Annotated in this window: 16 protein-coding genes; 6 read left to right on the forward strand and 10 right to left on the reverse strand. The window is 46.5% G+C overall.

Annotation, left to right across the window (positions count from 1 at the left end; all coding sequences use genetic code 11):
* Positions 1–93 precede the first annotated feature (93 nt).
* Entirely contained in the window at positions 94–1821 is a 1728-nt protein-coding gene (locus tag HUN05_00810; GenBank protein WDP83888.1) for an ABC transporter ATP-binding protein, read from the forward strand.
* Positions 1822–1831: 10 nt separating this feature from the next.
* Entirely contained in the window at positions 1832–3607 is a 1776-nt protein-coding gene (locus tag HUN05_00815; GenBank protein WDP87860.1) for an ABC transporter ATP-binding protein, read from the forward strand.
* Between the two features lie 760 nt (positions 3608–4367).
* Here HUN05_00815 and HUN05_00820 read toward each other — a convergent pair.
* From HUN05_00820 to HUN05_00840, 5 genes are all read right to left on the reverse strand, one after another.
* Positions 4368–5579, reverse strand: coding sequence for an IS256 family transposase (locus tag HUN05_00820; GenBank protein WDP83889.1), 1212 nt, complete (start codon positions 5577–5579; stop codon positions 4368–4370).
* A 28-nt stretch (positions 5580–5607) separates the two neighbouring features.
* Complete coding sequence (locus tag HUN05_00825; GenBank protein ID WDP83890.1) at positions 5608–6036, reverse strand: MFS transporter; 429 nt, start codon at positions 6034–6036, stop codon at positions 5608–5610.
* 57 nt (positions 6037–6093) lie between these two features.
* Complete coding sequence (locus HUN05_00830; GenBank protein WDP83891.1) at positions 6094–7311, reverse strand: glutamyl-tRNA amidotransferase; 1218 nt, start codon at positions 7309–7311, stop codon at positions 6094–6096.
* A 220-nt stretch (positions 7312–7531) separates the two neighbouring features.
* A complete protein-coding gene (locus HUN05_00835) occupies positions 7532–11398 on the reverse strand; it encodes an autotransporter domain-containing protein (GenBank protein WDP83892.1) in 3867 nt (1288 codons plus the stop codon).
* Positions 11399–11631: 233 nt separating this feature from the next.
* Positions 11632–11823: a hypothetical protein gene (locus tag HUN05_00840; protein ID WDP83893.1), complete on the reverse strand. Its 192-nt coding sequence runs from the start codon at positions 11821–11823 to the stop codon at positions 11632–11634.
* A 93-nt stretch (positions 11824–11916) separates the two neighbouring features.
* On the opposite strand from HUN05_00840, the gene HUN05_00845 reads away from it, so the two are divergent.
* The 4 genes from HUN05_00845 to HUN05_00860 all read left to right on the forward strand — a co-directional run bounded on the left by HUN05_00845 (position 11917) and on the right by HUN05_00860 (position 14628).
* Complete coding sequence (locus HUN05_00845) at positions 11917–12099, forward strand: hypothetical protein (GenBank protein WDP83894.1); 183 nt, start codon at positions 11917–11919, stop codon at positions 12097–12099.
* A gap of 56 nt (positions 12100–12155) precedes the next feature.
* Positions 12156–12455, forward strand: a complete 300-nt coding sequence (locus HUN05_00850; protein WDP83895.1) for a hypothetical protein — start codon at positions 12156–12158, stop codon at positions 12453–12455.
* 180 nt (positions 12456–12635) lie between these two features.
* Positions 12636–13316: a hypothetical protein gene (locus HUN05_00855; GenBank protein WDP83896.1), complete on the forward strand. Its 681-nt coding sequence runs from the start codon at positions 12636–12638 to the stop codon at positions 13314–13316.
* A 100-nt stretch (positions 13317–13416) separates the two neighbouring features.
* Positions 13417–14628, forward strand: a complete 1212-nt coding sequence (locus HUN05_00860; protein ID WDP83897.1) for an IS256 family transposase — start codon at positions 13417–13419, stop codon at positions 14626–14628.
* 105 nt (positions 14629–14733) lie between these two features.
* Here HUN05_00860 and HUN05_00865 read toward each other — a convergent pair whose 3' ends face one another.
* The 5 genes from HUN05_00865 to HUN05_00885 all read right to left on the reverse strand — a co-directional run bounded on the left by HUN05_00865 (position 14734) and on the right by HUN05_00885 (position 19662).
* Positions 14734–15786 carry an ISAs1 family transposase gene (locus HUN05_00865; protein WDP83898.1) on the reverse strand — a complete coding sequence of 351 codons (1053 nt, stop codon included), beginning with the start codon at positions 15784–15786 and terminating at the stop codon, positions 14734–14736.
* 298 nt (positions 15787–16084) lie between these two features.
* Positions 16085–16243, reverse strand: a complete 159-nt coding sequence (locus HUN05_00870; protein ID WDP83899.1) for a hypothetical protein — start codon at positions 16241–16243, stop codon at positions 16085–16087.
* A gap of 30 nt (positions 16244–16273) precedes the next feature.
* Positions 16274–17479, reverse strand: coding sequence for a class I SAM-dependent RNA methyltransferase (locus HUN05_00875; protein ID WDP83900.1), 1206 nt, complete (start codon positions 17477–17479; stop codon positions 16274–16276).
* A gap of 298 nt (positions 17480–17777) precedes the next feature.
* Complete coding sequence (locus HUN05_00880) at positions 17778–18989, reverse strand: IS256 family transposase (protein WDP83901.1); 1212 nt, start codon at positions 18987–18989, stop codon at positions 17778–17780.
* Between the two features lie 91 nt (positions 18990–19080).
* Entirely contained in the window at positions 19081–19662 is a 582-nt protein-coding gene (locus HUN05_00885) for an ISAs1 family transposase (GenBank protein ID WDP87861.1), read from the reverse strand.
* Positions 19663–19668 lie beyond the last annotated feature (6 nt).

Raw genomic sequence — 19668 nt, forward strand, 5'->3', positions numbered from 1 at the left:
GAATCAGGGACACAGACATTGAATTTCACCAAACAATGTCTTATGGTATGATCCCATTGGCATAGTTCACAATCCATTTTTCAGGAGCTAGGTTTGAAACTCATCCTCCCCTATTTTAGGAAAAATGCTTATAAAATCCTGATCGGCATCCTCTGCATGATCCTTGTGGACCTTGCCCAGCTTGTGGTGCCCCAGATCATCAAACAAAGCGTGGACACCCTGGCCATGGCCAGGATTGATCAAGGGATACTTCTGGAACAATGCCTTACCATCGCAGGGTTAGGTCTTTTCATGGCCCTTCTCAGGTATGTATGGCGCATCCTGCTCATGGGCGCGGCCCGGGATCTTGAACGGGGCATCAGGGATGATCTGTATGACCATGTGCTCTCTTTGGACATGGGATATTATAACAAGACCCGGCCCGGGGATATCATGGCCCATGCCACCTCTGACATCAACCATGTGCGCATGGCATTCGGATTCGGGCTGATTGTGATGGTGGACACCCTTCTTCTGGGAGGGGCATGCATTTCCATCATGTTCTGGACCAGCCCCAAACTGGCCGCATTGACCCTGATTCCCATGCCCTTTCTGGTATTGGCCACCAAAATCCTGGGCAATAAAATGCATCTGTTTCACAGAACCGCCCAGGAAGCCTTTTCGATTCTCACGGAACAGATCAGGGAAGGGTTCTTTGGTATCCGGGTCATCAAGATCTTTAATTTTGAGCCAATCATCCAGGACAAGGTCAATGCGGCCTCGGAATCATACTTTAGAAAAAATTTAAAACGGGCCTTTATCAATGCCCTTCTCCGCCCCATGCTCGGTCTTTTTTTCAATATCTCCACCATCATCATCATCTTTTACGGCGGGTTCCTGGTCATCAACAAACTCTTGACCCCGGGCGAACTTGTGGCCTTTTTGCAATACCTGGGAATCCTGGCCTGGCCTGTGATTGCCATTGGGTGGATGACCAACCTTTTCCAGCGGGGCATGGCCTCCATGAAACGGATCCAGGCCCTTTTAGATGCCCGGCCTGACATTGACATCCCACAGTCCCCCGGACGTATAGAAAAGGGAAAAGGAAACATAATGATTTCCGGGGTCAATTTTTCCTATGATCAACCCCTTTTGGTGCTCAAAAATATTCACATGGATATCTCTCCTGGGATGCGCATCGGGATTACCGGGCCTCCGGGATCGGGAAAAACCAGCCTGATCCAGCTGATTCCCAGGCTCTATGACCCGGACCAGGGCAAGATCTTTCTGGACGGAGTCAACCTGAAAGACCTGGACCCTGAAAATTTAAGGGCGCAGATTGCCCTCATGCCCCAGGAGCCCTTTCTCTTTTCGGGCACCATCAAGGAAAATATTCTCATGGGCCGGGATATTAACCGGGCAACACTTGAAAAAATCATCCGGGTCTGCGGCCTTAAAACCACCATTGAACAGATGCCGGACCAGATCAATACCCTTGTGGGCGAGCGGGGGGTGACCCTGTCCGGAGGCCAGAAACAGCGGGTGGCCCTGGCCAGGACCCTGGTTGAGCCCAAGCCTGTCATCCTTTTGGATGACCCGGTCAGCCAGGTGGACACCCAGACCGCCCAGGGTCTTATATCCGGAATCTATCAGATGAATACCGAGGCCACCATGATCCTGGTCTCCCACAGGCTCTCTGCCCTGGCCGGGTGCCATAAAATTTATATCATGGACAAGGGAAAAATCATGGATCAGGGCAGCCATGAGGCCCTGAAACAATCCAATGCCTTTTACCGGGAATCCTTCAGGGTCCAGCAATTTGAGGAGAATGCCCATGTCTGATACCCAGGGGATGTTTGCCTCAAAAGAAAAAAAGATCCGCCTGGCCGACCTGGCCCTGGTCAAAGGACTGACACCCTATGTCAGGCCCTATGCCTGGATGCTGGCATTGACCACCCTGATGGTCTTTTTAGTCACAGGGTTTGAACTATTGCTGCCCTTGCTCACCCAAAAGGCGGTTGACGGATTTATCCTGCCCGTGCAAGGCACGGGAACCCAGGTTTTCGGATTTGAAATCACCCAATTTTCCTCTTTTGGTCTTTTGTTCGCAGGGGTTATTGTTTCAGGATTTATCCTTGATTTTTGCCAGACCCTGTTCATGGAATATACCGGACAAAAAATCATCCTCAACCTCAGGTGCCGCCTCTTTGCCCATATGACCGGGCTGCCTGTGGCCTATTATGACCAGAACAGTTCAGGACGTCTTGTGGCCCGGGTGGCCGGGGATATTGAAAACATGAACGAGATGTTCACCAGTATCCTGGTCTTTATCTTCAAAGATCTCATCCTCATGGCCGGCATATTCGGGGTGCTCTTTTTCATCAATGAACAACTCACCTTGTACCTGAGTTTGATCATCCCCGTCATTGTTCTCAGCATTGGATATTTTTCCCGTATCTTAAGAAAAGTGTTCAGAAACATCCGCCAGAAAATCTCTGAGATCAATCACCGGTTCTCAGAAGCGATTGCCGGAATCAAAATCATCCAGACCACCACGGCAAGCGACCGATTTGCCAAGGCATTTTACGCCCTTAACCAGGCCCATTTTACGGCAGCCATGTCCCAAATCAAAATCTTTGCCGTATTCATGCCCTTTATTGGATTTTTAGGCATATTGTCCACAGCCCTTATCATCTGGACCGGCAGTTTTTCAGTGGCCAGCCAGGCCATGACCTTAGGTGAACTTGTGGCCTTTCTCACCTATATGAAACTGTTTTTCAGACCCTTGAGGGAATTGTCTGAAAAGTTTAACTTGCTTCAAAATGCTCTGGCCTCGGCTGAGCGGATCATCACCGTTCTCAATACCCCCAGGGCTGAACAGGAAAATGCCAGGGTTCGGCTGAACCAAATTTCCCGGCTTGAGTTTAAGGATATTAATTTTTCATATGAAAACAACAGGCCTGTGCTCCAGGATTTAAATTTCAGCCTTGAAAAAGGGAAATCCCTGGGCATCGTGGGCAGGACCGGGTCCGGAAAAAGCTCCATCATCAATCTGATCACAGGATTTTACACCCCCCAAAAGGGAAACATCCTCATCAACACCATTGACCATCGCACCATGGATATCAGGGAGATTCGAAATTGCACCGCCCTGGTCATGCAGGATCCGATTCTCTTTTCAGGCACAGTCCTGGAAAATATAAAAGGATCAAGCCGTTCAGACCATACAGGCCTTGAGTCCGCCCTTAAAAAGGCCAACTGCGGTTTTTTACATGAAAAATTCTCAGGTCTTGACACCCTGTTGGGAGAAGGGGGAAGGCCATTGTCTTCGGGTGAAAAACAATTGGTCTGCATTGCCCGGGCCTTTGCCTTTGACCCGGATCTCATCATCTTTGACGAGGCCACCTCGTACATGGACTCTCAATCTGAAATCCAGGTCCATGACGCCATGAAAAAGCTGATGGCAGGCAGGCTGTCCATCATCATTGCCCACAGGCTCTCCACGGTGAGAGACTGTGACCATATTCTGGTGCTCAAACAGGGCCAAATTGTTGAGCAGGGCAGCCATGCCGATCTTGCCGCCCAAAAGGGGGAATATGCCATGCTCCTGAAAAAAGAACAGATTTAAAAAATTTACCAGAGGCGGCAACAATCATGAAAATCCCGCCCAACCGGGCAAATTAATTTACAAACCTCAAGTATGCCGCCGCCCGTTCCAGATATTAAAACCGGACATGCCGACACCCGGTTTTCTCTTCTGTTGAATTCAGGGCAGAACGAAGATCGTCAACAGCATGAATCCGCAGATGAACATGAGAAAATAAACAAGGTGTCGAATATCGGCAAGGGATCGGCCCGGTTTGAGAAACAAATTTTGAAGCAATGGGGTGGTTAATAAAAGAATACAAATTGCCAAGACAAAAACAAGGGCGGATGTGACGCCCAATCCAAGGGGGGAGCCCTGTTGTCCCTGTTTAAAAAACCCGATAAAATCGGCAATAAAAAGCAGGTTCCAAATCACCACCATGAAAATGGCAGCAGAGGGTTTTATGGGAAACCCGCCGTTTTTTTGAGATTGGATAATCTCATGTTCACTTGTTTTTAAAATTTGGTCCGTGTTTGAGCAAAACCCTGTTTTTTCAATCCTGATTTTTAATTTTTCAGGATTTTTAAAGGTCCAGAAAATTACTTTTTGTTTATAGGTTTTTATGTGATGAGGGAATGTTCAGAATTCTGTGTCACGGTTTCGGTTCCCGGATCTGCCTCAGCGCCAGCGGAAGTAAAAGTCAGGTCCGAGAATGGGCCTTCAATCAGCCACGTCGGAGGAGTTGACTTTTGCTGGAGTGGAGTTCCTGGAACCATCTTTTCCATCTGTAAATAAATCCCTATCAAATTCCCAGCTCTTTATCCAGCCGGCCTTCAAAGAAAATTGCCAACTGGGAAATTGTCAGTGACCAATTTTGAATCGGCATTGTCCATTTTTTACTGGCGTTCTGGATCCCCATGTAAAGCAGCTTTAACAGGCTGTCCTGGTTCGGGAATGATCCCTTTGTTTTGGTCAGTTTTCGAAACTGTCGATGCACAGCCTCAATGGTATTTATGGTGTATATTATCCGTCGAATCTCTTCTGGATATTTAAAGAAATGACTGAGGCGTTCCCAGTTGTTCCGCCAGGATTTTATCACAATCGGGTATTTGTCATTCCATTTATTTTCCAAGATATCCAGTTCTTCTTCGGCCAGATCCTTATTGACCGCTTTATAAACACGTTTTAGATCTGCCATAAATTCCTTTTTATTTTTGGAACCAACGTATTTCAATGAATTTCGGATCTGGTGGACTACGCAGAGTTGAACTTCTGTGTCCGGGAATATGGTCTCAATGGCCTCGGGTAAACCTTTTAGACCATCAACACAGGCAATCAGGATATCTTTTACCCCTCGGTTTGAAAGGTCTGTTAACACCTGCAGCCAGAAGTTCGCACCCTCATTCTCGGATATGTACAGCCCAAGAACCTCTTTGCGGCCCTCGATATTCACCCCAAGAATTGTGTAAACGGCTTTGCTGTCGACCTTTCCGTTTTCTCGTACTTTATAATGTATGGCATCAAGCCATACGATTGGGTACACATTTTCCAACGGCCTGGCCTGCCATTCTTTGACGGTATGGATGATTTTATCGGTAATGGTGCTCAGAGTGGCATTTGAAATCTCAAGTCCATAGATTTCCTGTAAATGGGAAGCCATATCATTATAACTCATGCCCAGGCCGTAAAGGGCTATTATCTTTCTTTCAATTTCATCGCTGAGCGTTGTCTGATGTTTTTTGACGATCTGTGGAGAGAAGGTTCCGGCCCTGTCACGCGGGGTTTTTAGCTCAAATTTACCATCCAGGGATTTAATGGTCTTTTTGCTTTTTCCATTACGGCGGTTGGCAGAAACTTCCTGCCCGAGATGGGACTCCAACTCTCCTTCAAGAGCAGCTTCAGCAAGATTTTTGATTAATGATGTAAGGACGCCGCCCTTACCTGTGAAGGGTTTACCTTCCTGGATGCCTTTAAGGGCTTTTTGAAAATCAAATTCGGTGTTTTCTTCGGTCATGTCAGTTCTCCTTATTTAGCTGAGTATATCAGCTTTCATTCAACTGACACAGAATTTTGAACGCCCTCCTTTTTTCAGGATCCGCCCTATCCGTAACATATGCCGGAAAGGCTGTTGTATAAAAAGCGATTCCCAGACCGTGAAAAATCCGAATGTTGATAAGATAAATGAAGTTGGTGGACACAAGATACAACAGGGGGGCCGCAAAAAAGAAAAAGGCTCCCGCAAAAAGGGATATTTTTCTGCCGTAATTGTCCGTTATAAACCCTGACAGCGGTCTTGCCAGCAACACGCCAAAGGCAAATGCCCCAAGAACGGCCCCTATCCGAAGGTTGGTGTACCCGGATTGGGCCAGATGAAGCGGCAGGGTGGGCAAAAACAGAGCCTCGTTCGTAAAGAACAGAAAGGTAGAAATAAATAAAATGGTCAGATTTTTATCACTTAAAATATATTTCATACATATTCATTGGGTTCACACAACTTTTTACATCTGCTACCCCCGGTTGTTATGAGATTAAACATCACCAAGGCATTGATCATAAATGGTATTGCAAAGATCTGCCAACATCATGTCCTGGCCGTAACCTGCAACAAATGAAAGCCCCACAGGAATACCTTTCGCTTCCGGTATGGGTATTGTGATCTGTGGGGTACAAGATAAAGATGAAACCGCATTAACACCCATCGCTTTCGGGACATAATCCCCGTCAAGAAAATCAGGGGTAATTTGGTCTAAACGAGGCGATAGGTCGACGGTTGTGGGAAAGCATAATACATTACCGGCACAAAGAAATTTATTCAGGTTATTCTGAAATTTTTTTTGGGCAGACAGCATGTTTTGAATATCGTTTCTGCTTGCAGATTCAGCATAATCACAAAGGCTGAATTCAACGGCTGCGCTTAATTTGGGTCGCTTTGTTTTTACCCAGGAGCCAAAGGTATTCCAGATCTCTGTTGAGAGTAAAAAGCCGAGTTGTAAAAAAAGGGCATTAAAATCTGAATTAAAAGCTGTAATTTCAGCGAGGGTTAATGTTTGAGTCTTAAAATTACAGATGATTTTATTTTGAATTGTCCTTGAGGCCTGCTCAATTGTTTGATCAGATATTTTGAATATATCATCAATAAAACATATTGTGGGAACATCCCTATGTCTTGACATGTCTTGTGCAAGCAGAACCTGCATGACCTTTTCCAGGATTTGCCCGTTTTGTGAAATAATGCCAACCGTGTCAAAAGAGGGGGCTAAGGGTAATACCCCTGCAACCGAAATAATCCCGTGCGAGGGTCTATACCCCCAGACACCGCAATTGCTTGCAGGAACCCTTATGGACCCTCCGGTATCCGTGCCCATGGCAAAATCAACCCGCCCGCCGGCAACAGCCGATGCGGATCCGCTGGATGACCCGCCCGGGATCCTGTCCGGCGCTTTGGAATTTATGGGGGTACCATAAAATGAGTTTACACCCATTAAGCTGTAAGCCAGCTCATCTGATTTTGTTTTTCCCTTAAATATGCCCCCTTCGCATAAAAGCTGTTCTATGCAAATCGCATTTACAACAGGAGTATCATGGGTCTCAACCCAACCGGGACTGCCGTAACCTGTGGGCTGATTTTTAATATCAATATTGTCTTTTACAGCAAATGACATCCCCTTTAATATCCCGTCTGAATAGGGTAAAATTGTCTGGGTGGAAACAAACGGATCTGAACTATCAATATTCACTGAGTTCATTTTTTCTCTCTTTGATCATGGAACTTTAATCTATCATAGCACAAGTATCCGGGGTTTGTCCTGGGCAAGCATATTTTTAATTTGTCTTGTTTAATGATCTTTTTATTGATTTATCTTTTTGTTCATTATGGTTCATGCTTTCAATTACTGCTTTACACCCCAATTGTAAATTCAAACAAATAAAAACGGTCTTGACACTGGGAATCAACGAGAACAGCCATTAAAATGGGAACCGAAAATTGATTGAGCCTGTTTGATTAAAAAAATGCTTGCGGGACTCAACCCGGTACCGGGCAAGCAATTCCATCCCTCTAAAACAGGTCAGTTCATACCCCAGTCCACCCTGGTAAACCTTCTCATCCGGGCTGTTTCCTGTCACCACAAATGAGGGCCCCCCACCGGTATAGGTAGATACAAGAGAAGATCCGTCCGCCAGCAAATCATACCCCAGGCTGATCTGGCCAGTCAGTCTCTGGTTTTGGGTGATCGAATATTCAAGTCTCCCCCCAATGGAAGCCACCAGGGTATCTGCATTAACTCCCTGAACCTTAAGATTCAGAGCACCGGCTCCGGTTTCAGTATAATCGTCAACACATATATATATGTAATCCAGGCCCAGTGAGGCCCCAAGGGTCAGGTTGTCATTAATTGCATAGGTCTTTACCAATTCCGCATCCACCAGGGTGTGAAGGGAGTCATACTCGGCAAGAGCGGTTCTGCCTAGTCCGCCGAACACAATATTTCTGGACGAATCGTTTTGGTTGAATCCCAAAGCACCGACCAGGTTAAGGGTAAAATATTTTCCAAGATCACCGTTGGCATACAAGGTGGCCTGCCAGGTTTCGACATCCAACTGCTGCTGGGTAATGATAGAATCGCTCTGAACATCTGCCGTGCCATAGGAAACAGCCGCTCCCATACGCCATTCAGGATTAATTTTACCGTCTGCGCCAATGGCAAGACCATAGGCATTGGCTTTATATCCGTCTATACCATTCCACTTGTCCTGGTCTGTCCTGGCATAAAAGGGCTTTACCCAGACAAATTGGTCTTCAAACACAGGATCCCCTGCTGACATGCCGCTAAACCCACCCAGCCGGTTCTGGACCACCTGGGTGGCACCGTTGGCCGCAAGGTCAAATCCGATTTGCGGACTGGCTGAAGCAAGAACCGGAACGGTCTGGGCCACGGCCTCGGCCACTTGTTCACCGGTTTGAAGGGCGCCCATTTCATCCAAAACAGCCTGCATATCCGGGGTGACAGTGCCGCTGACAACAAGATCATCCAGCACCCCTGCGGCACCTGCGGCCACCGGATTGGAGACTTGGCTGCTGTCATTTACCGCTTGTGCACAGGTTAATTGCCGCAATACGGTCAGATCAATCATATCATTGTCAAATGTTGGAATAAACTTCCACATGGCACTATTATCTTCAACTTCAAACCGATTCTGGTCCACCACCAGGGTGTTGGCGGACAAAACTGCATTTAGAGCATCATTAACCGCCAGAGTATCATGGGCAGTCACATTGACATTGATGAGATTGTTGGCACTCAAATCGGCTGTGCCGGTAACCCTAACTTTTCCGTAACTTGATGCACTGACAGCATCTACTTGGATTTTTCCATTGCCTGCCTGGGTGTAATCTCCCAAAATGGTGGCGGTATCTCCGGCATCCACTGCCAGGGTGCCATAGTTAGAAATTTTATTGCCTGGGGTAATTGTATGGAAAAGTTTCAGGATGCCGGTGTTCCCCACAACAAAGGGGTTATTGGCAAAAACCGGACGATCAATACAAAGCGTTCCGTTGACCTGAGCATCCGTAAAAATCAAATCGCCTGCCCCTGCTCCTGAAATCATGGCTGTTTTATCCGCTGCAACATTCAGGCTTGTCAGGGTCAGGTTGGCGGCGGAATTCTGATTTAAGGTGCCGGCAAGATGGGTATTGGTAAACCGGGTGTCAGTCGTGGCCGTATAATTCAGAGTGCCGTCAATGTTTGCAAAGGCAAGGTCTGTTGCCTGCGTTCCGCCCAAGGTGGCTGAGTCCCCGGCATTGATTGTCAGAGTCTCTATACTGAACCCCGCATTGGCATTGTTAAGGGTTGAATTATTACCCAATATTGCATTTGTTGCAGTAAGGATGCCTGTACCGCCGATGAGACCGGTCTCTCCATCACCTATATTCAGTGTGGATAATCCCAGGTTAGCGGCGGAATTCTGATTTAAGGTGCCGGCAAGATGGATATTGGCAAACCGGGTGTCAGTCGTGGCCGTATAATTCAAAGAGCCGTCAATGTTTGCCAAGGCGAGGTCTGTTGCCTGTGTTCCGCCCAAGGTGGCTGAGTCCCCGGCATTGATTGTCAGAGTCTCTATACTGAACCCCGCATTGGCATTGTTAAGGATTGAATTGTTACCCAATATTGCATTTGTTGCAGCAAGGATGCCTGTACCGCCGATGAGACCGGTCTCTCCATCACCTATATTCAGGATGGATAATCCCAGGTTGGCGGCGGAATTCTGATTTAAGGTGCCGGCAAGATTGGCGGTGGTAAATGTGGTTTCAGCCGTGGCTGTAAAATTCAAAGTGCCGTCAATATCAGCCGTGGTTACTCCTGTTGTCTGTGTGCCGCCCAAGGTGCCCGTTTTACCCGTATCCACTTCAAGGGTGCTGATGCTCTGGGCTCCGCCTGTGGCCGTGTTGACCAGGCGGCCGTCGCTCAGGTTCAGGCTACCGTTGATCATCATATCGGTGCCCGTGTGGGTATGGGTGCCCGAAAGGGTATAGGTATCTTCTGCATCCACTGTAAAGGTGCCTGTGGAAATAATGTCGTGGGAAAGATTTAAATCTCCGCTGATATTTGATGTTTCAATGCTCAGATTTCCGGTTCCGGCTCCGCTGATATTGGCTGCATCACCATTGGCCACATTCAAAGTAGTCAGGGTCAGGCTGCCGGCGGAATTCTGATTTAGGGTGCCGGCAAGGTCGGCAGTGGCAAATCCGGTATCAGCCGTGGCCGTAAAATTCAAGGTGCCGTCAATGTTTGCCCTGGTTAAATCGATTGCCTCTGTTCCCCCGAGGGTGGCTGAGTCCCCGGCATTGATTGTCAAAGTGTCTATACTGAATGTGTTATTGGCATTATCAAGGGTTGAATTATTACCCAGTATTGCATTTGTTGCAGCAAGGGTGCCGGCACCGCGGATGATTCCCGTATCGCCATCACCTATATTCAGTGTGGATAATGCCAGTTCATTGGCTGAATTCTGATTCAAGGTACCGGCAAGGTTAGTGGTGAAAAATGTGGTGTCAGCCGTGGCCGTATAATCCAAAGTACCGTCAATATTGGCCGTGGTTACCCCTGTTGTCTGTGTGCCGCCCAAGGTGCCGGTCTTGCCCGCGTCCACCTCAAGGATGCTGATGGTCTGGCCCCCGCCTGCGGCAGTGTTGACCAGGCGGCCGTCGTTCAGGTTCAGGCTGCCGTTGATCATCATATCCGTGCCCGTGTGGGTATGGGTGCCCGAAAGGGTGTAGGTATCTTCGGCATCCACGGTAAACGTGCCTGTGGAAGTGATCTCGCTGTTTACATTCAGATTCCCCCTGATCAAAGAATTGCCCAGGCTAAGGTTTTGGGTTCCCTGGATGGTCCCTGTTTTACCATTGTCCACATTAAAACTGCCAATGGATTGTGTACCGCCTGAAGCATTATTGACAAAGGTGCCGTCGTTCAGATTCAGCTGGCCGTTGACCGTCATATCCGTGCCCGTGTGGGTATGGGTGCCCGAAAGGGTGTAAGTACTTCCGGATCCAATGGTGATCTTACCGCTTGTTGAAACGGTATCTGTGATATTCAAGTCGGCTGATGCCCCTGACACGCCATTCAGGAGAACGGTTCCGCCAGATCCGTCCGGCACAGCCGCGCCATCAAAGGTCTTTGCCCCTATAAAGATATTACGAAAGGCATTTTCATCCCCGTTCAATGTGGTGGTGCCTCCTACAAAATACCCATCCCAATTTCCTGCGGAAGCGGATTTAATTTTATCATCAAAGGTCAGACTAAACGCATTATCCACGGATGTGGTGTCTGCCATTTTATTTCCATCTGTGGCATACCCAAAGGTCAGAAATGCGGTGCCGCCATCATCGGAATCATTATTGTTAATATTGCCGGTTAGGGATGTCCCGTTTAATAAATGAAAAATATTGGTTTCACCTGTTCCGGAGGTTAAACCTGAGGAAAGGGCATTGCTATAATAGGAGCTATCTGTTGAAGATATTGAATTTGAGATATGGGCGGCATTGCCCGAACCGATCAAGTGAAGGCCTACGGCATCACGCCCTTGGCAAGAATGGTCCCGGACATGACAACGGTGTTATCCGTCCAACCTGAGATACCGTCGCCATAAGCACCAGACGTATCTATGTTGCCGGAAAAGGTCATTGTATTTTCATCATAGACCTTAACACCTTTTGCCTGGAAATTTGCTGTTGTTATATTGCCGGATATAGGGCGCATTCCCATTTTCCCGGTTTTAAAAAGGCCTGTCTTTTAGAGCAAAAAGAATGATATCCTCTGTTACGCTGAAATGAACATAAATGGATTGTGCTAATGAAGAAAGCTGAAGATTGTAATACTGTTGATGAAGTCCTTGCATGCCTCAAAGAACTGGAAGAAGATCCAAATCGCTTGGTTCGTAACGCTAACGAATTAGAACAGATGGAGCAGGAAATCCTTGAGTATACAAATCGGATAAGCGCCTTTTTTTTAAAAAAAAGATCCAGGCCTCAGTAGATTCCTCTGAACAGGTCGACCAAGAAAAAGAATTGATGTCCAATTGGCCGGGACGGATGAAAAGCGAAGGGCTTGAGACCGTTTGGATTCAGCTTTGTACAGATAGTTCGGTTGATATTCATGTTCGATACTATCGAAGGTCCTGTGACCGCCGAAAAGGAAAAAGATATAAAGGTGCATACGCTGGCTTAATCCTTCTTGGAATCCATGATCGCTGCTCGCCTGCTTTGGCTTCTATGGTGAGTTCTTGGTCAGCCTTATTAAGTTCTTTTGAAGAAGTCCGTCAAGTGCTTTGTGACCGTGGGATGACGTTGGGTATAAAGGTCATCCGTAAACTGACCTATCGGTACGCATAGCGGGCTCGAGCCGAACAACAAGCGGGCCGAATCCCATTAAATGATAGAGATTTACTTGAAGGGCGGCGAGTCGTTATCAGCACTGATGGTGGCCGCACTCGGCTCAGAGAGAAGAAAAGGGGACCAAAAACCCAAAAGGATAGAACCCGATTTCGTGGGGCATGGCGAGAACCCAAGCTTTTGATCATTTATGTAGTGGACGCCCATGGAAAACAAGAAAAAAGCTTTTCACCATTTATTGATGGCTGTTTCAATGGACCGGATGGTGTATTCCACTTGTTAAAGGGTTATTTGAACTCCCTTCATATTCAGAACTCAGACAAAATACTGTTTGTTGCAGATGGGGCACATTGGATTTGGAATCGAATCCCCGGACTGCTAAAAGCATTGGGTTTGGCTCCTGAGCGTGTGTATGAACTTCTCGATTTCTACCATGCAGTTGAGCATCTGGGTACAGTAGCAGGCTTAAGGAAGACCTGGTCATCCAAGGAACGCAAACGCTGGGTATCGAAGCAGCGAGGTCTTCTGCTGAAGGGAAAGGCGATTGAGGTGGTACAGGCCGTCCAGAAGCTTTGTAGAGGCAGAAACAGTAAGGCTATCAAGACGGAACGGGATTATTTTGTGCGCAATGAACTGAGGCTTAATTTCTCAACTGTAAAAGCGTTGAACTTACCTATTGGCAGCGGTGCTATTGAAAGTTCGATTCGGAGAGTCGTGAATTTACGTCTTAAAGGTCCATGCATCTTTTGGTATCGGGAGAATGCAGAAAAAATGATTATGCTGCGATCATTTTATAAAGCAGGGCGTTGGAACTGCCTGAAGCAGATGGCAAAAATGCACAATCCAGTGCCAGCGGTATAACCGGGAAAATGGGAATGCGCCCCGGATATATCAAGGGCGTTCAAAATTCTGTGTCAGTTGAATGAAAGCTGATATACTCAGCTAAATAAGGAGAACTGACATGACCGAAGAAAACACCGAATTTGATTTTCAAAAAGCCCCTAAAGGCATCCAGGAAGGTAAACCCTTCACAGGTAAGGGCGGCGTCCTTACATCATTAATCAAAAATCTTGCTGAAGCTGCTCTTGAAGGAGAGTTGGAGTCCCATCTCGGGCAGGAAGTTTCTGCCAACCGCCGTAATGGAAAAAGCAAAAAGACCATTAAATCCCTGGATGGTAAATTTGAGCTGGAAACCCCGCGTGACAGGGCCGGAACCTTCTCTCCACAGATCGTCAAAAAACATCAGACAACGCTCAGCGATGAAATTGAAAGAAAGATAATAGCCCTTTACGGCCTGGGCATGAGTTATAATGATATGGCTTCCCATTTACAGGAAATCTATGGACTTGAGATTTCAAATGCCACTCTGAGCACCATTACCGATAAAATCATCCATACCGTCAAAGAATGGCAGGCCAGGCCGTTGGAAAATGTGTACCCAATCGTATGGCTTGATGCCATACATTATAAAGTACGAGAAAACGGAAAGGTCGGCAGCAAAGCCGTTTACACAATTCTTGGGGTGAATATCGAGGGCCGCAAAGAGGTTCTTGGGCTGTACATATCCGAGAATGAGGGTGCGAACTTCTGGCTGCAGGTGTTAACAGACCTTTCAAACCGAGGGGTAAAAGATATCCTGATTGCCTGTGTTGATGGTCTAAAAGGTTTTCCCGAGGCCATTGAGACCATATTCCCGGACACAGAAGTTCAACTCTGCGTAGTCCACCAGATCCGAAATTCATTGAAATACGTTGGTTCCAAAAATAAAAAGGAATTTATGGCAGATCTAAAACGTGTTTATAAAGCGGTCAATAAGGATCTGGCCGAAGAAGAACTGGATATCTTGGAAAATAAATGGAATGACAAATACCCGATTGTGATAAAATCCTGGCGGAACAACTGGGAACGCCTCAGTCATTTCTTTAAATATCCAGAAGAGATTCGACGGATAATATACACCACAAATACCATTGAGGCTGTGCATCGACAGTTTCGAAAACTGACCAAAACAAAGGGATCATTCCCGAACCAGGACAGCCTGTTAAAGCTGCTTTACATGGGGATCCAGAACGCCAGTAAAAAATGGACAATGCCGATTCAAAATTGGTCACTGACAATTTCCCAGTTGGCAATTTTCTTTGAAGGCCGGCTGGATAAAGAGCTGGGAATTTGATAGGGATTTATTTACAGATGGAAAAGATGGTTCCAGGAACTCCACTCCAGCAAAAGTCAACTCCTCCGACGTGGCTGATTGAAGGCCCATTCTCGGACCTGACTTTTACTTCCGCTGGCGCTGAGGCAGATCCGGGAACCGAAACCGTGACACAGAATTCTGAACATTCCCCTCAGGAGAGTTCCCCTTTCTGACTCTGCTTTCGTCTTCACGGAACGCAATATCCAATACCCAATGCACTGAATTTTCAATTCCCCAATGCCTCCTGACAGCATTACCAAAAATATTGGGGTCGCTATCCAGGCTCGATATATAATATCGCTTTTCATGACTGATCTGGCCGTCCATTTCCCGGGTGGATTCAATCATTCCAATATTTTTCAAACCTTTCCAACTTTTTTTATCTTCAAACCAATCAATATCAGAGGTTATCACAGCCCTGCGCGTTTCGACTCGACCGTGCCCTCCGTCAACACTGGTCTGTTCATTAAACTGGTACCCCTGATTTTTCATTTCTTCCATTTTATTGAAAAAAAGTACCGCTTCATCATGCAAGGTTTTATGATTTTCTTTCAGGGCAAGGACATAGTCACACCCTTTGTTTATTATGGTTTCAGCGATTTTCTTTTGAGTGCCCATGGCATCAATGGTTATAATGCAGCCCGAGATATCTAAAAGTTTTAAAAGATTTGGAATGGCCGTAATTTCATTTGATTTTTCTTCGGTTTTTAATTGCCCTAAAACCACTTTATTAGACGAAGCCCACGCACTGATCATATGAATGGCTTTCTTATCATTGGAGGTATCGTGTGAACGCCTTAGAGTTTTGCCGTCGATTGCAATGACTTGACCTTTGGTCATCTTTGCAACCGACTGAACCCAGTGCATAAAACTGCTCTGAAATTCATTCGGGTTCATCCTTTCAAAAATTCTGCCAAAGGTGTCATGGGAGGGTATCCCATGGGGAAGGCTTAGAAATTTTGACAACCACCTTTTTCTCTTTTTGCCAAAGTTTTCAATTTGCTCATAAGTGTCTGCGCCAGCAACTACCGCACAAATTGCGATGATGACGACATCAATTAAATTATGAAGCTTATTGTGGTGTCTGGGGTCCTGAATATTGTCAAAAAAAGTTTCAAGAGATTTTTTTTCGTTCATTGGCAACTCCTTGTGTTTATTGCCATATATATCGTATCTGTGCAGCGATGTCTAGGAAAATTTTGTTCGATGCTCATATACTATAGCAAGCCAGGAGAGCCAGACTGGGATAGGGTGAAGGGGGTGGAGTGGCGTAAATGAGCGGCCCGCCAGGACGGCATAGGTCCGATCATTTCCGCTTCTTAAGCGGTCAGGACGACCGCTTAAGATTTAACGGAATCCCCCTCACCTATTCCTGCCGGGTAAGGACGAATCTTAATAAAAGTTACATGCGATGACCCTGAGGACAACCAGAGGTTCAATCAAGGCCCATCTCTTTTTCAACCCGGGCGATCTGCTCAAGAAGTTTTGCCTTTTCCTCAGGGGTGAGGCCGGGTCGGGCCAATTGGGTTTGAAGGCTCAAAAGAATCATCTCTTCCCGATACTCATTGCAGGTGTATGCTGGCTTTTTGTCCATTTTCATTTCCAGGTCCAGGTCTTTGCCCGATCAATACAAGTCGTACTTCACCAATTTGCCGTCAAGTCCGCCAATTTTCAACGGCCGCTTCCAGGACGGAGCCAGGGGCACCTTCTTAATGTATTTGGTATCCCCGAAATAAACAAAGGCGGAACATCCTCTGCAGCCGTCCTTTAAAAAGATCCCCAAATCCTTGTAAAACTGGTTCATCTCCCCTTCTTTGCCCATGCGGATCCCATAGGGGGGGTTGGTGACGATCACAGAATTCTCAATGGGGTCAAGATCTTTGAAATCAGAAAGAAGAATGGGGATATCCCCCCCGAAATGCAGCCCCATGAGATTGGTTTTCACCGCATCAACAGAGGACGGGGCAATATCACTTCCCCGGATCAGGCCCTGGGGCAGGGGTCTGATATTCTTGTTTGCATCTGACCGGACCTGGTCCCAGACCTGGGCATCAAAATCCGGAAGCCGCTCAAACCCGAACCCTTCCCGGAACACCTGGGCCGGAATCCGGCTGTAATGCATCAGGGCCTCGCAAAGCAGGGTGCCGGATCCGCACATGGGATCATACAGGGGTTTTGATCCGTCCCATTGGCTCAAACGGATAATGGCGGCAGCCACGGTTTCCTGCATGGGCGCAGACACGGAGGCTTCCCTGTATCCCCGCTTGTGCAGGGGACCGCCCGAGGCATCCACAGACAGGGTGGCCCGGTCCTTGTGAATATGAATATTGATGATGATCCAGGGATTATTGGCATCCACAGAAGGCCTTCGGTTGGTCCTGTCCCTGAAATAATCGGCAATGGCATCCTTAACACGAAGCCCTGCAAAGTTGGAATGGTTGATCTGGGATTCAGCCACATTGGCCACAACGGCGAAGGTTTTTTTAGGGGTTAAAAACTCTTCCCACCGGATCTTTTTAACGGCCTTGTAAAGCGCATCCTTGTCTTCACACGGAAAAACCGCCAAAGGCGCCAGAATTCTTGAAACCAGTCTTGCCTGATAGGTAATCCTATAGAATCCTGCCTTGTCCGCCTTAAACCAGACCCCCCGAAAGACAGGTTCCAGATCCCTTGCCCCAAGCGTCTTTAACTCGGCAACGGCAAGATCTTTTACACTTTCAGCGACCTGGGCAAAATAACGGGACTCTCTTTCATATATATATTCAAGCTTGGCAAGCTTCCGGGTTTTACCCCGCCCTTTTTGGAGGATGCTTCTCTTTTGGATATTCAAAACGTTATCTTCCTTGATAGTCAAAAATTTAAACTTTATTTATACCAGTATTTTCATGGTTTTAAAATGGGTAAAGCATTAAAAGACAGGGCTCACGCATGTAAATATTGTAAAGTGCCTATAGTTTGGGAATGTTCAGAATTCTGTGTCACGGTTTCGGTTCCCGGATCTGCCTCAGCGCCAGCGGAAGTAAAAGTCAGGTCCGAGAATGGGCCTTCAATCAGCCACGTCGGAGGAGTTGGCTTTTGCTGGAGTGGAGTTCCTGGAACCATCTTTTCCATCTGTAAATAAATCCCTATCAAATTCCCAGCTCTTTATCCAGCCGGCCTTCAAAGAAAATTGCCAACTGGGAAATTGTCAGTGACCAATTTTGAATCGGCATTGTCCATTTCTTACTGGCGTTCTGGATCCCCATGTAAAGCAGCTTTAACAGGCTGTCCTGGTTCGGGAATGATCCCTTTGTTTTGGTCAGTTTTCGAAACTGTCGATGCACAGCCTCAATGGTATTTGTGGTGTATATTATCCGTCGAATCTCTTCTGGATATTTAAAGAAATGACTGAGGCGTTCCCAGTTGTTCCGCCAGGATTTTATCACAATCGGGTATTTGTCATTCCATTTATTTTCCAAGATATCCAGTTCTTCTTCGGCCAGATCCTTATTGACCGCTTTATAAACACGTTTTAGATCTGCCATAAATTCCTTTTTATTTTTGGAACCAACGTATTTCAATGAATTTCGGATCTGGTGGACTACGCAGAGTTGAACTTCTGTGTCCGGGAATATGGTCTCAATGGCCTCGGGAAAACCTTTTAGACCATCAACACAGGCAATCAGGATATCTTTTACCCCTCGGTTTGAAAGGTCTGTTAACACCTGCAGCCAGAAGTTCGCACCCTCATTCTCGGATATGTACAGCCCAAGAACCTCTTTGCGGCCCTCGATATTCACCCCAAGAATTGTGTAAACGGCTTTGCTGCCGACCTTTCCGTTTTCTCGTACTTTATAATGTATGGCATCAAGCCATACGATTGGGTACACATTTTCCAACGGCCTGGCCTGCCATTCTTTGACGGTATGGATGATTTTATCGGTAATGGTGCTCAGAGTGGCATTTGAAATCTCAAGTCCATAGATTTCCTGTAAATGGGAAGCCATATCATTATAACTCATGCCCAGGCCGTAAAGGGCTATTATCTTTCTTTCAATTTCATCGCTGAGCGTTGTCTGATGTTTTTTGACGATCTGTGGAGAGAAGGTTCCGGCCCTGTCACGCGGGGTTTCCAGCTCAAATTTACCATCCAGGGATTTAATGGTCTTTTTGCTTTTTCCATTACGGCGGTTGGCAGAAACTTCCTGCCCGAGATGGGACTCCAACTCTCCTTCAAGAGCAGCTTCAGCAAGATTTTTGATTAATGATGTAAGGACGCCGCCCTTACCTGTGAAGGGTTTACCTTCCTGGATGCCTTTAAGGGCTTTTTGAAAATCAAATTCGGTGTTTTCTTCGGTCATGTCAGTTCTCCTTATTTAGCTGAGTATATCAGCTTTCATTCAACTGACACAGAATTTTGAACGCCCTTTATAGTTTTGATTGGTTCAAGTATCATCCAAACATAACTTCCTCCAGATATTTGATATCCATAGCAGCATTCAACCTTTTGGTTTTTACACTCCCTTTAAATGTCTTATTGTTCCGTAATAAATTTAATGCAATGTGCCGAATCGCTGCAAAATTCTCAGGAGAGTTCCCCTTTCTGACTCTGCTTTCGTCTTCACGGAACGCAATATCCAATACCCAATGCACTGAATTTTCAATTCCCCAATGCCTCCTAACAGCATTACCAAAAATATTGGGGTCGCTATCCAGGCTCGATATATAATATCGCTTTTCATGACTGATCTGGCCGTCCATTTCCCGGGTGGATTCAATCATTCCAATACTTTTCAAACCTTTCCAACTTTTTTTATCTTCAAACCAATCAATATCAGAGGTTATCACAGCCCTGCGCGTTTCGACTCGACCGTGCCCTCCGTCAACACTGGTCTGTTCATTAAACTGGTACCCCTGATTTTTCATTTCTTCCATTTTATTGAAAAAAAGTACCGCTTCATCATGCAAGGTTTTATGATTTTCTTTCAGGGCAAGGACATAGTCACACCCTTTGTTTATTATGGTTTCAGCGATTTTCTT

It is taken from the genome of Desulfobacter sp. (assembly GCA_028768545.1).
Lineage (GTDB): Bacteria > Desulfobacterota > Desulfobacteria > Desulfobacterales > Desulfobacteraceae > Desulfobacter.

Bases quoted from the DNA above. Each gene is read 5' to 3' on its own strand.
- HUN05_00815 (WDP87860.1), top strand. From the start codon at position 1,832: ATGTTTGCCTCAAAAGAAAAAAAGATCCGCCTGGCCGACCTGGCCCTG.
- HUN05_00820 (WDP83889.1), bottom strand. From the start codon at position 5,579: ATGACCGAAGAAAACACCGAATTTGATTTTCAAAAAGCCCTTAAAGGC.
- HUN05_00825 (WDP83890.1), bottom strand. From the start codon at position 6,036: ATGAAATATATTTTAAGTGATAAAAATCTGACCATTTTATTTATTTCT.
- HUN05_00830 (WDP83891.1), bottom strand. From the start codon at position 7,311: ATGAACTCAGTGAATATTGATAGTTCAGATCCGTTTGTTTCCACCCAG.
- HUN05_00835 (WDP83892.1), bottom strand. From the start codon at position 11,398: ATGGCAGACACCACATCCGTGGATAATGCGTTTAGTCTGACCTTTGAT.
- HUN05_00840 (WDP83893.1), bottom strand. From the start codon at position 11,823: ATGCGCCCTATATCCGGCAATATAACAACAGCAAATTTCCAGGCAAAA.
- HUN05_00845 (WDP83894.1), top strand. From the start codon at position 11,917: ATGAAGAAAGCTGAAGATTGTAATACTGTTGATGAAGTCCTTGCATGC.
- HUN05_00850 (WDP83895.1), top strand. From the start codon at position 12,156: ATGAAAAGCGAAGGGCTTGAGACCGTTTGGATTCAGCTTTGTACAGAT.
- HUN05_00860 (WDP83897.1), top strand. From the start codon at position 13,417: ATGACCGAAGAAAACACCGAATTTGATTTTCAAAAAGCCCCTAAAGGC.
- HUN05_00865 (WDP83898.1), bottom strand. From the start codon at position 15,786: ATGAACGAAAAAAAATCTCTTGAAACTTTTTTTGACAATATTCAGGAC.
- HUN05_00870 (WDP83899.1), bottom strand. From the start codon at position 16,243: ATGGACAAAAAGCCAGCATACACCTGCAATGAGTATCGGGAAGAGATG.
- HUN05_00880 (WDP83901.1), bottom strand. From the start codon at position 18,989: ATGACCGAAGAAAACACCGAATTTGATTTTCAAAAAGCCCTTAAAGGC.